The sequence below is a fragment of the Actinosynnema sp. NPDC059797 genome (genome assembly GCF_042732085.1).
In the GTDB taxonomy this organism is placed as follows: domain Bacteria; phylum Actinomycetota; class Actinomycetes; order Mycobacteriales; family Pseudonocardiaceae; genus Actinosynnema.
The window spans coordinates 36,198-49,394 of record NZ_JBHWIE010000007.1; the positions used below are offsets into that span (position 1 = coordinate 36,198).

Consider the following 13,197-nt stretch of genomic DNA (forward strand, 5'->3'; position numbering starts at 1 on the left):
ATCATCACGCGCGCGTGGTGCTTGCTGTGGTTTGCACCCCTGCTACTGGCGGGTAACATCCGGGTGGCAGACACCACCATGCCAACGCGGCGACGACATGGCAGGGTCACGGACACCGAGTGAAGAATCCGCGACGGGCGCCAACCGTCGCCCCGGCACGTCGCCGCCCGTCCGCAGGAGGTCGAAGAGGACCCATGAACATCGTCGTCCTGGTCAAGCAGGTGCCCGACACCTGGTCCGAGCGCAAGCTCACCGACACCGACCACACCCTCGACCGCGACTCGGCGGACGCCGTGCTGGACGAGATCAACGAGCGCGCCGTCGAGGAGGCGCTGCTCCTCCAGGAAGCCCACGGCGGCGAGGTGACCGTCATCTCGATGGGTCCCGACCGCGCGACCGACGCCATCCGCAAGGCCCTGTCCATGGGCGCGGACAAGGCGATCCACGTCTCCGACGCGGCGCTGCACGGCTCCGACGCGATCACCACCGCCAAGGTGCTGGCCAAGGCCATCGGCACGGTCGAGGGCTTCGACCTCGTCATCGCGGGCAACGAGGCCACCGACGGCCGCGCGGGCGCCGTGCCCGCCATCCTGGCCGAGCTGCTGGGCCTGCCCCAGGTGACCCAGGTCCGCAAGCTGACCGTCGAGGGCGGCACGGTCAAGGCCGAGCGCGAGACCGACGAGGGCCTGGCGCACCTGGAGGCGAGCCTGCCCGCCGTGGTCAGCGTGAACGAGAAGATCAACGAGCCGCGCTACCCCTCCTTCAAGGGCATCATGGCGGCGAAGAAGAAGCCCGTGAGCACCCTCACCGTCGCCGACCTGGGGCTGGACGCGGGCGAGGTCGGCCTGGGCGCGTCGTGGTCGCAGGTGCTGGAGGCGGCCCCGAAGCCGCCGCGCAGCGCGGGTCAGCGCGTCGAGGACTCGGGTGACGGCGGTTCGAAGATCGCCGAGTACCTGGTCGGCCAGAAGCTCATCTGAAGGCGAGGAATCACATGTCTGAAGTCCTGGTCCTCGTCGACCACGTCGACGGCGAGGTCAAGAAGGTCACCTATGAGCTTCTATCCGCCGCGCGCCGTCTCGGCGACCCGGCCGCGGTGGTGGTCGGATCGCCCGGCACCGCGGGCAAGGTGAGGGAGTCCCTGGGCCGCTACGGCGCGACCAAGGTCTATGCGTTGGAGTCCGAGGACGCCGCCAACTACCTGGTGACCCCGAAGGTGGACGCGCTGGCCGCGATCGCGGGCACCGCCTCCCCGGCCGCCGTGCTGGTCTCGGCGACGTTGGAGGGCAAGGAGGTCGCGGGCCGGCTGGCCGTGCGCCTGGGCTCCGGCCTGCTCTACGACGCCGTCGACCTCGACGGCGAGGGCGTCGCCACCCAGTCGGTCTTCGGCGGCGCCTACGTGGTGAAGTCGAAGGTCAGCAACGGCACGCCGGTCATCGCGGTGCGCCCCGGCGGCGTCGAGGCCGAGGAGGCCCCGGCCGAGGCGGTCGAGCAGGTCGTCGAGCTGCCCGCCGCCGACCCGGCGAAGGTCACCCGCGTCACCGGCCGCGAGCCGGTGGTCGGCGGCGACCGGCCGGAGCTGACCGAGGCGTCGGTCGTCGTGTCCGGCGGTCGCGGCGTGGGCAGCGCGGAGAAGTTCGAGGTCGTCGAGAAGCTGGCCGACAGCCTCGGCGCCGCGGTGGGCGCGTCCCGCGCCGCCGTCGACTCCGGCTACTACCCGCACCAGTTCCAGGTGGGCCAGACCGGCAAGACGGTGTCCCCGCAGCTGTACATCGCGCTGGGCATCTCCGGCGCCATCCAGCACCGCGCGGGCATGCAGACGTCGAAGACGATCATCGCGGTCAACAAGGACCCGGAGGCGCCGATCTTCGAGATCGCCGACTTCGGCGTCGTCGGCGACCTGTTCAACGTCGCGCCGCAGCTCACCGACGAGGTGACCAAGCGCAAGGGCTGACACCCCGCGTCCCCGGAAGGGCCGTCCCGCACCGCGCGGGGCGGCCCTTCCGGTCATTTCGGGCACCACACCGGGCCGTAACCGAGGACTCACCGAGGCGTCACCGAAACGACCTGCTCCCGGTTGCGCGACGCGGTTCACCCTGGGCTCATGACGCAGCCGCAACTGCTTGTCAGCACCGGTGACGCCGCTACCGACGCGCCGCGCTACTCCCTGCTGGTCGCGCGCGAGGGCGACGAGGTCGTGGCCGCCCAGCGGCTGCGGCACCGGGTGTTCGCCGAGGAGATGGGCGCCACCCTGCGCACGCCCGTGCCGGGCCTCGACGTGGACCGCTTCGACGAGTTCTGCGACCACCTCGTGGTGCGCGACGACCGCACCGGCGAGATCGTCGGCACCTACCGGATGCTGCCGCCCTCCGGGGCCGCGGAGGCCGGTCAGCTCTACACCGACACCGAGTTCGACCTGTCCCGCCTGGACCCGTTGCGGCCGTCGCTGGTGGAGACCGGCCGGTCGTGCGTGCACCCCGACCACCGCAACGGCGCCGTGGTGTCGCTGGTGTGGGCCGGGCTCACCCGCTACATGCTGCTGACGGGCCACTCGTGGCTGATCGGGTGCGCCTCGGTGCCGCTGCACGACGGCGGCTCGTTCGCGGCGGGCGTCTGGGACGTGGTGCGCGCCAAGCATCACGCGCCCGACGAGTACCGGGTGGAGCCGCTGGAGCCGTGGGACGTGGACGCCGTCGCGCGGCCCGACCGGACGGTGCTGCCGCCGCTGCTGAAGGGCTACCTGCGGCTGGGCGCGTGGGTGTGCGGGCGGCCCGCGCTGGACCGCGACTTCGGCGTGGCCGACCTGCCGGTGCTGCTGGGCATGCACCTGATGGACCGGAGGTACCTGAGGTTCTTCCTGGGTGAGACGGCGTGAGCGCGCACCCGTGGATGCCCGTCTCGCCGTGCGGTGACGGGTGCCTGGACCGGTCGACGCCGGCGGTGGGGCCGTTGCGGGCGGCGTGGCGGGCGTGCGCGGCGCTGACCGCCCTGCTGTGCGGCGCGTTCGTCGCGGTCGCTGCGCTGGTGGCGCGGGGCGCCGTGCGGGAGGCGTTGCTGCGCCGGTGGTTCCGCGTGCTGCTGGGCGCGTTCGGGGTGCGGCTGCGGCTGGTCGGCCCGGTGTTCCAGGCGACGCCGGGGCGCGGGGTGCTGGTGGTGTCCAACCACGTGTCGTGGCTGGACGAGCTGGCCATCGACGCGGTCCAGCCGATCCGGCTGGTGGCCAAGCGGGACATCCGCGACTGGCCCGTGCTCGGCCGCCTGATCACCGCCGCCCGCACCGTGTACCTGGACCGCGAGCGGCTGTCGCTGCTGCCCGGCACGGTCGCCGAGCTGGCCGCCGCCCTGCGCGACGGCGCGGCCGTGGGCATCCACGCCGAGGGCACCACGTGGTGCGGCGTGGCGTCGGGCCGGTACCGGCCGGCGCTGTTCCAGGCGGCGCTGGACGCGGGCGTGCCCGTGCGGCCGGTGGTGCTGCGCTACCTCCAGGGCGGCGCCACCAGCACCCGGCCGGCGTTCATCGGCTCCGACACGCTGGTGGACTCGGTGCGGCGCGTCCTGCGCGCCCGCGACCTGGTCGTGGAGGTGCACGTCCTGCCCGAGATCGCCCCGGGCCGCGCGGCGACCCGTCGCGCCCTGGCCGCCCTGACCCAGCACGAGTCCGAGCGCGTCACCCTCACCTCGACCCCGCTGCCGGCCCACCCCCGCGGGTCGGAGTTCGCGGCCCCCTGAGCGCGCCGGGCCCCGGTGCCGTTCAGCGCCGGGCGAGCCCGGCCAACCGCTCCAGCTCCGGCACCGCGCGGGCCGGTTCGGGCAGCCCCAGCATCTCCTCCCGGACCCGCTCGGCGGCCCGCCGGTGGGCGGGGTCGGCCAGCACCTCCGCCACCGCGGTCCGGACGTCCCCCGGGGTGGCGGTGATCGGGTCCAGCTCCCGCCCGACGCCGAGCCGCACGCACTGCTCGGCGTTGTGCGGCTGGTCGGCGCCCAGGGGCAGCAGCACCACGGGCAGGCCGTGGGCCAGCGCGCCGATGACGCTGCCCGAGCCGCCGTGGGAGACCACCAGGTCGCAGTGCGGCAGCACCTCGGCCTGCGGGAGGTAGCGGGCGACGCGCACGTTCGCCGGCTGCTCGCCCAGCTCGGCCGGGTCCACGTGCCGGCCGACCGTGACCACCACGTCGACCGGCAGCTCGCGCAGCCCGGCCAGGACCCGGGAGAACAGGTCGCCGGACTCGGTGTTGAACACCGTGCCCAGGGTGAAGTAGACGGTGGGCGAGGCCGACCGCGCCACCGGGCCGACCGGCGGGCGGATCGGGAAGGCGGTGGCGGGCAGCGGCGAGGCCGGGTCGCGGAAGCTCGGCGGGAACGGCGAGATCAGCAGGCGGCGGTGCAGCATGGCCAGGTCGGGGTCGGGCGGCAGGTTCCACTCGGCGCGCAGCTCGGCGAGGGCCTGCCCGACCACCGCGGGCCGCACGAACGCGCCGGACGCGATGACCTGGGCGTTGGCGTGGGGCAGGCCGAGCACCTCGGCGGCGAGCACGCTGCCGAAGTCGACCTCCTCGCACACCACCACGTGCGGCCGCCACCGCGCGAACAGCTCCAGGTAGCGCGGCAGGCTGCGCCCGGCGCCGCGCCGGACGAAGCCATCGCGCAGGTCGCGGTCCTCCCGCTCCCGGTCGGGCGCCAGCAGCGGGCGGCGTTCCGGGACCTCGTCGGCGCTGCCCTCGCCCACCGCGAACGCGGTGAACCCGGCCGCCTCGATCGCCCGGAGGACGGTGGGGTGGGCCGCGAACGCGACGGTGTGCCCGGCGGCGGCCACGGCGGTGGCGAGGGGCACCAGCGGCTGGAAGTGCCCCAGGCCGCCGGCGAAGGTGAACAGCACGCGCATCGCGCCAACCTATCGACCGGCCGGCAACGACCGGCAAACCCTTTTCCGGCCCCAGCCCCGCTCCGGCCCCGCCCCCCGCCCCGGCCCCACCTCCGGCTCCGGTCCCGACCTGCCCCCTGCCCCCGCTACTCCGGAACCCGCCCCGGCCGCAGGACCACCTCGGAGCCGATCGGGGTGAACCCGGTGGCGAGGAAGGCCCGCAGCGACCGGGCGTTGCCCGGCGACACCGCGGCGAAGACCGGTTCCCCCGCCGGCACCAGGGTGAGCGCGTCGGCGAGCAGCTCCCGCCCGAGACCGCCCCCGCGCGGCTCCCGCAGCTCGACGCTCAGCTCGGTGCGCCCGGCGAGCCCGGCCGCGAGGGTGACCAGCCCCCGGCCGTCGCCGAAGACCCGGACACCGGTGCGCAGCCGCCGGGCGTACCGGACCCTCGGGTGGTCCTCGGCGCCGGGCAGCGGTCGCAGGCGCGGTGGGCCGCCGACGCCCCGGCCGACGAGCACGACGTCGAGGTCGCCGATCCAGCCGGCGGGTCCGGCGAGGGCGAGCAGGAAGTCGGGCGCCACCGACCGCCCGAACCCGTCCGGCCGGTGCGCGCGGACCCGCGCGGCGGGCAGCGCGGTGGCCACGACCGCGTGGCCGGTGAAGGCGACCGAGCACTCCAGCCCGCCGGGCAGTCCGGGCAGGACGGTGACACCGCCGTCGGCGGCCGGGAAGCGACCGTCGGCGGCGGCGAGGAACCGGGCGAGCAGCGGGTGGGCGGTTACGCCGCCTCCAGGACGAAGAACAGGAAGCACAGGAACGCGCCGGAGGGGAACTCCGCCAGCTCCTCGGGGAACAGCTCGCGGGCCTCCGGCGCGGGGTGCGGCTCGCTGACGACCGAGATCCGGAAACCGGCCGCGGTGAAGGCGTCGGTCATCGCGTGCAGCGGCCGGTGCCAGTTCGACAGCACGGCCTTCCGACCGGCGAAGGTGTGCTCGGAGGACCACTGGACGGTCGCGAAGTAGTCGGCCTTCGGGTCGATCATCTTGTAGATGATCGGGTGGTTGACCGCCACGATCAGCCTGCCGCCGGTCCGCAGCACGCGCCGCAGCTCGGCCAGCGGCGCGGTCCAGTCCTCCAGGTAGTGCAGCACGAGGGCCGACACGACGTCGTCGAACGCGCCGTCGTCGTAGGGCAGCGGCGCGGCCAGGTCGGCGACCCGCAGGTCCGCGTCGGGGCCGAGCCGCCTCCGGGCCACCCCCACCATGGTGGTGCTGGCGTCGAAACCGCTCACGGTGGCGCCCCGGTCGCGCAGCGCCGCGAACAGCGGGCCGGAACCGCACCCCGCGTCGAGGACCCGCCGACCGGCCACGTCGCCGGCGAGGTCGATCATGGCGGGCAGCGTGTAGTACGCGTTGATGAGGCTGGTCTCGTTCTCGGTCGAGTACGCCTCGCCGAACGCGTCGTAGTCGTTGGGCACGAGGTCGACGGGGTTCTCGGGAGCAGCGGACATGTGATCCATCCTGGCAGAGCCGCGGCCGGCGGCGGCCGATCTGCGTCATATTGCCTTGACCTCGACCGAGGTGGAGGTTGAACCATTGACCCGTGACGACGACGGGGACCTCGACCGGCAAGAGCAACCTCTGGACGGCCGATCGGAGGGGTCCGACGGTCGGCATAGTGCTGCTCGTCACCCTGCTCGCGTTCGAGAACATGGGCGTCTCCACGGCCATGCCGCGCATGGTCGCCGACCTCGGCGGCAAGGACCTGTACGCCTGGCCGTTCCTGGCGTTCCTCGCCGCCAGCGTGGTGGCGACCGTCCTGTCCGGCCGGCTGAGCGACCTGCGCGGCCCGCGCCCGTCCCTGCTGGTCGGCCCGGCCCTGTTCCTGGTCGGGCTGCTCGTTGCGGGCGCCGCGCAGGACATGACCCTGCTGCTGGCCGGCCGCGTGCTCCAGGGCCTGGGCGGCGGGGCGCAGGTGGTCGCCGTCTACGTCCTGATCGCCCTGGTCTACCCGGAGCGCGACCGGCCCGCCGTGTTCGGGCTGCTGGCCTCGGCGTGGGTGGTGCCCTCGCTGGTCGGCCCGGCGCTGTCCGGGTGGCTGACCGAGGTGCTGAGCTGGCGCTGGGTGTTCCTGGGCCTGGCGCCGTTCGTGCTGCTGGGCGTGCTGCTGCTGGTGCCCGTGCTGCGGGACCTGCCCCCGCACAACCCCGACCGCAACGCCCGGCGCGGCCTGCCGCTCGCGGCGCTCGGCGCGGGCGCGGGCGTCGCGGCGCTGAGCTGGGCCGCGCAGCACCCGCGCGGGCTGAACCTGCTGGTCGGGCTGGCCGGCCTGGTCGCGCTGGTGCCCTCCCTCCGGGTCCTGCTGCCCAAGGGCACGCTCACCGCCCGCCCCGGCCTGCCCATGACGATCCTGGCCCGCGGCCTGCTCGCCGGGTCGTTCTTCGCCGCCGAGGCGTTCATCCCGCTGACGCTGACCTCCGTGCACGGTTACTCGGCGATCGCCGCGGGCATCCCGCTCACCATGAGCGCGCTCGGCTGGTCCACGGCCGCCTGGTGGCAGTCCCGCCGGCCGGACCACCCGCGGGAGGCGTTCGTCCGCCGGGGTTTCGCGCTCAGCGCCGCGGGCATCGCGGGGGTGACGCTCATCGCACCGGAGTGGGGCCCGGCGTGGGCGACACCGGTCCTGTGGGCGGTCGCGGGCGCCGGGATGGGCCTGGCGATGTCGAGCCTGAGCGTGCTCACGCTGGCGGCGTCCTCCGACGTCGACCGGGGTTTCAACTCGGCGGCGCTCCAGATCAGCGACATGCTCGGGTCGGCGCTGCTGGTCGGCCTGGGCGGGGTGCTGATCGCCTCGGTGGCCTCCGCCGACGCGCCCACGGCGGCCGTGCTGCCGTTCGACCTGCTGATGGCGGGGCTGGCGGTGCTCGGTGCGGTGCTCGCCGGACGGCTGCGCCCGGCTACCCTGGGAGACTGATGGCCTACTTCGACCACGCCGCCACGACCCCGGTGCTCCCGCAGGCGATCGAGGCGATGACGCGGGCGTTGTCCACCACGGGCAACGCCTCCTCGCTGCACACCTCGGGTCGGCGGGCGCGGCGCGCGGTCGAGGAGGCCCGCGAGGACATCGCCGACGCGCTCGGCGCCCGCCCCTCCGAGGTGATCTTCACCAGCGGCGGCACGGAGAGCGACAACCTCGCCGTCAAGGGCGCCTACTGGTCCCGCCGCGCGACCGGCCGCAAGCGGATCGTGGCCTCGTCGGTCGAGCACCACGCCGTGCTGGACGCGGTGCAGTGGCTGGTCGACCACGAGGGCGCCGAGGTCACCTGGCTGGAGCCGGACCACCTCGGCCGGATCCACCCCGAGATGCTGGACGAGGCGCTGGGCGACGACGTCGCCCTGGTCACCGTGATGTGGGCGAACAACGAGGTCGGCACGATCAACCCGGTGCCCGAGCTGGCCGCACTGGCGGCGGCGCGCGGCGTGCCGTTCCACACCGACGCGGTCCAGGCCCTGGGCGCCGTGCCGCTGGACTTCGCCGCGTCGGGCGCCTCGGCGCTCACCGTGACCGGCCACAAGGTCGGCGGGCCCTACGGCGTCGGCGCGCTGCTGCTGGGCCGCGACGTGGCCGCCACGCCCCTGCTGCACGGCGGCGGCCAGGAGCGCGAGGTGCGCTCGGGCACGCTGGACGTGCCGGCGATCGCGGGCCTGGCGGCGGCCGTGCGCCACGCGGTGGACGAGCAGCCGCGCGCGGCGGTCGAGCTGGCCGCGCTGCGCGACGAGCTGGTCGAGCGGGTGCGCGCGGTGGTGCCGGACGCGGTGGTGAACGGCGACCCGGTGCGCCGGCTGCCCGGCAACGCGCACCTGACCTTCCCGGGCTGCGAGGGCGACAGCCTGCTGATGCTGCTGGACGCGAAGGGCGTCGAGTGCTCGACCGGCTCGGCGTGCACGGCGGGCGTGGCGCAGGCCAGCCACGTGCTGCTGGCCATGGGCGTGGACCCGGTGGCGGCGCGCGGCTCGCTGCGGTTCTCCCTCGGGCACACCTCGACGCGCGCCGAGGTGGACGAGCTGGTCGAGGTGATCGGCCCGGTGGTCGAGCGGGCCCGCACGGCGGGCATCGCGGGCCTCAAGCGGACGAAGGCGGAGGTGTGACGGGCATGCGGGTGCTGGCGGCGATGAGCGGCGGGGTGGACTCCGCCGTGGCGGCGGCGCGGGCGGTGGCGGCCGGGCACGACGTGACCGGCGTGCACCTGGCGCTGTCGGCCAAGCCCGGCACGCTGCGCACCGGCGCGCGGGGCTGCTGCACGCTGGAGGACGCCCGGGACGCGCGGCGCGCGGCGGACGTGCTCGGCATCCCGTTCTACGTGTGGGACTTCGCGGAGCGGTTCACCGAGGACGTGGTGGAGGACTTCGTCGCCGAGTACGCGGCGGGCCGCACGCCCAACCCGTGCCTGCGGTGCAACGAGAAGATCAAGTTCGAGGCGCTGCTGGACAAGGCGGTCGCGCTGGGCTTCGACGCGGTGTGCACCGGCCACTACGCCCGACTGTCCACTGTGGACGGACGGGTGGAGCTGCGCCGGTCCGCCGACGACGGCAAGGACCAGTCCTACGTGCTGGCGTCGCTGACCCGCGAGCAGCTCGCGCACGCCCTGTTCCCGCTGGGCGGCTCGACCAAGGCCGAGGTGCGGGCCGAGGCCGACCGGCTCGGCCTCCAGGTCGCCCGCAAGCCCGACAGCCACGACATCTGCTTCATCCCCGACGGCGACACCCGCGGCTTCCTGACCAGGCGGCTGGGCGAGCAGCCCGGCCTGCTCGTGGACGACACCACCGGCGCGGTGCTCGGGCGGCACGCGGGCGTGCACGAGTTCACCGTCGGCCAGCGCAAGGGCCTGGGCATCGACGCGCCCGCGCCCGACGGGCGGCCCCGCTACGTGCTGTCGCTGGAGCCGGTGACCGGGACGGTCCGGGTCGGTTCGGCCGAAAGGCTGAAGGTCACCGAGATCGTGGCGCGGCGGCCGGTGACCCGGGTCGAGTTCGACGGCCCGGTGGAGTGCGTGGCGCAGGTGCGCGCGCACGGCGGCCTCGCGCCCGCCGTCGCCGAACTCGTCGGCGAGGAGCTGCTGGTGCGCCTGCGCGAGCCGCTGAGCGGCGTCGCGCCTGGTCAGGCGGTCGCGGTGTACCGGCCGGACCCGGTGGCGGGCGACCTGGTCCTGGCGAGCGCGACCATCAGCTCGACGGGTTGACGGATTTTTGTCGGTGCGGCCTGAGACACTGCTGGGTGTGCCGCATGACAACGAACGACGACGACGCTCGCTGGCGGACGTCGAAATCCGGGTGGGTGTGCTGGGGAGCAAGGTCGACCACCCGTCCGCGCAACGCCTGACGGCCGAGCAGCACGAGCGGCTGCGGGCCGAGGCGCGGACGTTGCAGTGGGTGGTCCGGGAGCGCCGGCACCGGGCCGAGTGGGCGGACCTGCTGGCCCGGGTCGAGGTGCTGGTGGAACGGGTGGAGCAGCTGGAACCGGTGGCCGAGGTCGACGTGCCGGTCCAGTCCCGGGGGTCGGACGACCGGGTGGCGCGCCGCCGCCTGGGCGACGCCCCACCGGTCGTGTCCTGCCCGTCCCCGCACCGGGGCCGCTAGGGAACGGGGCGCCGTGGGGCCCTCCGCGGCCTCACGGCGTCCAGTCCGTGTTCGCGCCGCACAGCACGACGCACGCCGTCTCGCCGGGCACGCGCCCGGCCAGCCACGCGGCGAACGGCACGGCCGCCGCCGGTTCGACGGCCAGCCGGAAGTCCTCCCACAGGCGGTCGCGGGCGGCCAGCAGCTCGGCGTCGGACACGAGCGCCGACCGCACGTCGTGCGCCCTCAGCACCCGGAACGGGACCTCGCCCACGCGCGTGGCGCCGAGCGCGGACGCGGCGACCGAGACGACCTCGGTGTCCACCGGCCGGCCCGCCTCGAACGCGCGGTTCAGGGCGCGGCACCGCTCGGGCTCCACCGCGACGACCGGCCGCCCGGCCGCGCCGAGGGCCGTGCCCGCCGCCAACCCGCCGCCGCCGACGGCCACCGCGATGGCGTCCACGTCCGGCGCGTCCGCCACGACCTCCGCCGCCACGGTGCCCTGACCCGCGACGACGGCGGGGGAGTCGTAGGCCTCGACGTAGTGCCCCGGCGCCTCCCGCGCCGCCAGCACGGCCTCCGCGTAGGTCTCGCCGTGCCGGATCAGCTTCGCGCCCGCGGCCTCGATCCGCCGCACCTTGCCCTCCGGCGCGCCCACCGGCACGAACACCGTGGCGGGCAGGCCGAGCTGCCGGGCGGCCTCGGCCACGCCCAGGCCGTGGTTGCCGCCGGAGGCCGTGACCACACGATCAGGTGATTCGGCGGTGAGCAGGGCGTTCAGCGCGCCGCGCAGCTTGAACGAGCCGGTGAGCTGGAGGTGCTCCAGCTTGAGCACGAGCGGTCGGCCGTCGACCTCGGTGCGCCACAGCGGCGTGCGGCGGGCGTAGGGGCGGATGCGGTCCGCGGCGGCGGCGACGTCGGCTGGGGCGGGGGCGGCTGGGTCGGGGGCGGCTGCGTCGGGGTTCATGCACCCAGGATGCGCTCACCCGGCGAGCCACCTGTAGGCCGACATGACGATGGTCACCGCGCCGACCACGAAGCACAGCAGCGCGACCACCAGGCCGAGCAGCACCAGCGCGTTGGCCGCCCAGGAGGAGTCGCGGTCGTCGGCGACCAGCAGCTCCTCGCGCAGCTGCACGTTCGCGGCGCTGTGCAGCGCCACCAGCCGCTCCCGGGCGGTCCGGGTGCCGGCGGCCCGCTCGCCGCCGGTCCAGTTCAGGGCCGTTAATCGGGCCATCGGGGTGCGGTAGGCGCGCTCGAACGCGGCCACCTCGGCCTCGTCCCGGTCCTCGGACAGGTAGCTCCACCGGCCGGCCTGGGCGGCGTCGCCGAGCACCCGGTACACCTCCGCCAGGCGGTCCCGCAGGTCCAGCCGGTCCGGGTAGCTGGTGACCAGCCCGATCAGCCGCTGCCGCGCGCGCAGCACGCTGGCGAGGTCACCGCGCGCCACCTCCGCGGCGGCCTTGTGCAGCGTCAGCTCGACGGGCATGACGCACATGGTCCCAGCAAGGGCAACCGTAGGATCCCTTGGTGATCGCGGTGGCGGTGGTGGCGTTCGGGTTGGCCTGGTGGCTCGGGCTCTATCTGGTGACGAGGAACCCGCGGAAGCCCCTGATCCAGCGAGCCTCGTTCGGGCTACTCGCTTACGCGCTGGTGATCGTCCTGCCGGTGCCCCCGGCGGCGCTGGCCGTGCCCGCGGTGGCGTGGACGGGCGCGGTGGTGTGCTGGCTGCCCGCGCGCCACGACCGCTGGTGGCGCTGGAGCGCGGCGCCGCTGCTGGTGGCGGCGTGGTTCGCGCCCTGGGTGGTGCTGGCGCCGCTGGCCGTCGCGGTGGCGCTGTGCGTCAGGCTGCGACGGGGGCTGCTGGTCGTGGCGACGATCATGTTCGGGCTCAGCTGCGCGGTGCTGCTGCTCGACGTGCTGCCGGAGGTCGTGGTGCTCGCCTCGGCGGGCGTCGACCTGCTGCTGTTCGGCGTGGTCGTGGCGGTGGCGGACGCGTTCGACGAGGGCGAGGCGGTGCGGGCCGACATGGTCCGGTCGCTGCTCGGCGCGGCCGGGTTGGCGCTGGTGTTCGGCGGTCAGGTGGCGCTGTTCCTCGACGACCGGCTGGTGCCCCTGCTCCACGGCACGGTGGCCGCCGCGATCGCGGTGCAGGTGCTGGCGAACCCGCTGGCGCTGCTGGTCGACCGGGTCGCGGTGCCCGACGTGGCCGACTCGCGGGCGGAGCTGCGCGAGGCCGCCGAGGCGCTGCCCCGCCGCGCGCCGCTCGACCCGGCCGAGTTCGCCAAGCTCACCAGGCGCGCGTTGAGCAATTACGGCGACCTCGGGAAACTCGTCGCCAGCCCGTTGACGCAATTGCCGGTGATCGACGCGAGACTGGCCGCGCGCGGCGCGCCCGACCAACCGCTGGAACGCGCCGCCGAGTTGAAGGCGCTGTTGCTGGAGAGCATTTCGCGCCTCAAACCGCGTGACGGCGATTTCGGCACCAGCGACGAATGGCGGCATTACAACGCGCTGTACTTCTACTACGTGGCCGGCATCCGCCCCTACAGCAGGCGGACCAAGCGGGAGGACCTCGACCCGGTGGCCCGGCGGGCGCTCGCGTGGTTCGTCGACCAGGTGCCGGAGCGGACCCTGCACAACTGGCAGAACGCGGGGGCCAGGTTGGTGGCCGAGGACCTGTCCGCCCAGGTCGGCGACTAGGGATTGGCAGTCGTTGGCAGC

Annotated in this window: 14 protein-coding genes; 9 read left to right on the forward strand and 5 right to left on the reverse strand. The window is 74.8% G+C overall.

Annotated elements, in window-relative coordinates:
* Window positions 1-194: 194 nt before the first annotated feature.
* The 4 genes from ACFV4N_RS04125 to ACFV4N_RS04140 all read left to right on the forward strand — a co-directional run bounded on the left by ACFV4N_RS04125 (window position 195) and on the right by ACFV4N_RS04140 (window position 3,726).
* The gene (locus tag ACFV4N_RS04125) at window positions 195-977 is read left to right on the forward strand and encodes an electron transfer flavoprotein subunit beta/FixA family protein (protein ID WP_499671025.1); all 783 of its coding nucleotides are present in this window, start codon (window positions 195-197) and stop codon (window positions 975-977) included.
* Window positions 978-991: 14 nt separating this feature from the next.
* Window positions 992-1,951: an electron transfer flavoprotein subunit alpha/FixB family protein gene (locus ACFV4N_RS04130; protein ID WP_499671026.1), complete on the forward strand. Its 960-nt coding sequence runs from the start codon at window positions 992-994 to the stop codon at window positions 1,949-1,951.
* A gap of 150 nt (window positions 1,952-2,101) precedes the next feature.
* Window positions 2,102-2,872 carry a GNAT family N-acetyltransferase gene (locus tag ACFV4N_RS04135; RefSeq protein WP_499671027.1) on the forward strand — a complete coding sequence of 257 codons (771 nt, stop codon included), beginning with the start codon at window positions 2,102-2,104 and terminating at the stop codon, window positions 2,870-2,872.
* The gene (locus ACFV4N_RS04140; protein ID WP_499671028.1) at window positions 2,869-3,726 is read left to right on the forward strand and encodes a lysophospholipid acyltransferase family protein; all 858 of its coding nucleotides are present in this window, start codon (window positions 2,869-2,871) and stop codon (window positions 3,724-3,726) included. The genes ACFV4N_RS04135 and ACFV4N_RS04140 overlap by 4 nt, the downstream gene beginning before the upstream one ends.
* 22 nt (window positions 3,727-3,748) lie before the next feature.
* Here the strand turns inward: ACFV4N_RS04140 and ACFV4N_RS04145 are convergent, their stop codons facing one another.
* The 3 genes from ACFV4N_RS04145 to ACFV4N_RS04155 form a co-directional block, all read right to left on the reverse strand.
* Complete coding sequence (locus ACFV4N_RS04145) at window positions 3,749-4,879, reverse strand: glycosyltransferase (protein ID WP_499671029.1); 1,131 nt, start codon at window positions 4,877-4,879, stop codon at window positions 3,749-3,751.
* 125 nt (window positions 4,880-5,004) lie between these two features.
* On the reverse strand, window positions 5,005-5,670 hold the full coding sequence (locus ACFV4N_RS04150) for an N-acetyltransferase (protein ID WP_499671030.1): 666 nt from the start codon (window positions 5,668-5,670) through the stop codon (window positions 5,005-5,007).
* Window positions 5,637-6,368 (reverse strand): class I SAM-dependent methyltransferase, encoded by a 732-nt coding sequence (locus tag ACFV4N_RS04155; RefSeq protein ID WP_499671031.1) that lies wholly within the window; start codon window positions 6,366-6,368, stop codon window positions 5,637-5,639. The genes ACFV4N_RS04150 and ACFV4N_RS04155 overlap by 34 nt, the downstream gene beginning before the upstream one ends.
* 92 nt (window positions 6,369-6,460) lie before the next feature.
* Between ACFV4N_RS04155 and ACFV4N_RS04160 the strand changes: the two genes are divergently transcribed.
* From ACFV4N_RS04160 to ACFV4N_RS04175, 4 genes are read left to right on the forward strand one after another with little or no spacing between them, the layout of a single operon-like run.
* Entirely contained in the window at window positions 6,461-7,831 is a 1,371-nt protein-coding gene (locus ACFV4N_RS04160) for an MFS transporter (RefSeq protein ID WP_499671032.1), read from the forward strand.
* Window positions 7,831-9,006, forward strand: a complete 1,176-nt coding sequence (locus ACFV4N_RS04165; protein ID WP_499671033.1) for a cysteine desulfurase family protein — start codon at window positions 7,831-7,833, stop codon at window positions 9,004-9,006. Before ACFV4N_RS04160 ends, ACFV4N_RS04165 begins: the two co-directional genes overlap by 1 nt.
* Before the next feature lie 5 nt (window positions 9,007-9,011).
* Window positions 9,012-10,097, forward strand: coding sequence for a tRNA 2-thiouridine(34) synthase MnmA (gene mnmA / locus ACFV4N_RS04170; protein WP_499671034.1), 1,086 nt, complete (start codon window positions 9,012-9,014; stop codon window positions 10,095-10,097).
* A 37-nt stretch (window positions 10,098-10,134) separates the two neighbouring features.
* Complete coding sequence (locus ACFV4N_RS04175) at window positions 10,135-10,494, forward strand: hypothetical protein (RefSeq protein ID WP_499671035.1); 360 nt, start codon at window positions 10,135-10,137, stop codon at window positions 10,492-10,494.
* A gap of 31 nt (window positions 10,495-10,525) precedes the next feature.
* Here the strand turns inward: ACFV4N_RS04175 and ACFV4N_RS04180 are convergent, their stop codons facing one another.
* Together ACFV4N_RS04180 and ACFV4N_RS04185 are read right to left on the reverse strand one after the other, a co-directional pair.
* The gene (locus tag ACFV4N_RS04180; RefSeq protein WP_499671036.1) at window positions 10,526-11,440 is read right to left on the reverse strand and encodes a serine/threonine dehydratase; all 915 of its coding nucleotides are present in this window, start codon (window positions 11,438-11,440) and stop codon (window positions 10,526-10,528) included.
* Between the two features lie 15 nt (window positions 11,441-11,455).
* Window positions 11,456-11,962, reverse strand: a complete 507-nt coding sequence (locus tag ACFV4N_RS04185; RefSeq protein WP_499671037.1) for a DUF6584 family protein — start codon at window positions 11,960-11,962, stop codon at window positions 11,456-11,458.
* Window positions 11,963-12,003: 41 nt separating this feature from the next.
* On the opposite strand from ACFV4N_RS04185, the gene ACFV4N_RS04190 reads away from it, so the two are divergent.
* Window positions 12,004-13,176: a hypothetical protein gene (locus ACFV4N_RS04190; RefSeq protein ID WP_499671038.1), complete on the forward strand. Its 1,173-nt coding sequence runs from the start codon at window positions 12,004-12,006 to the stop codon at window positions 13,174-13,176.
* Window positions 13,177-13,197 lie beyond the last annotated feature (21 nt).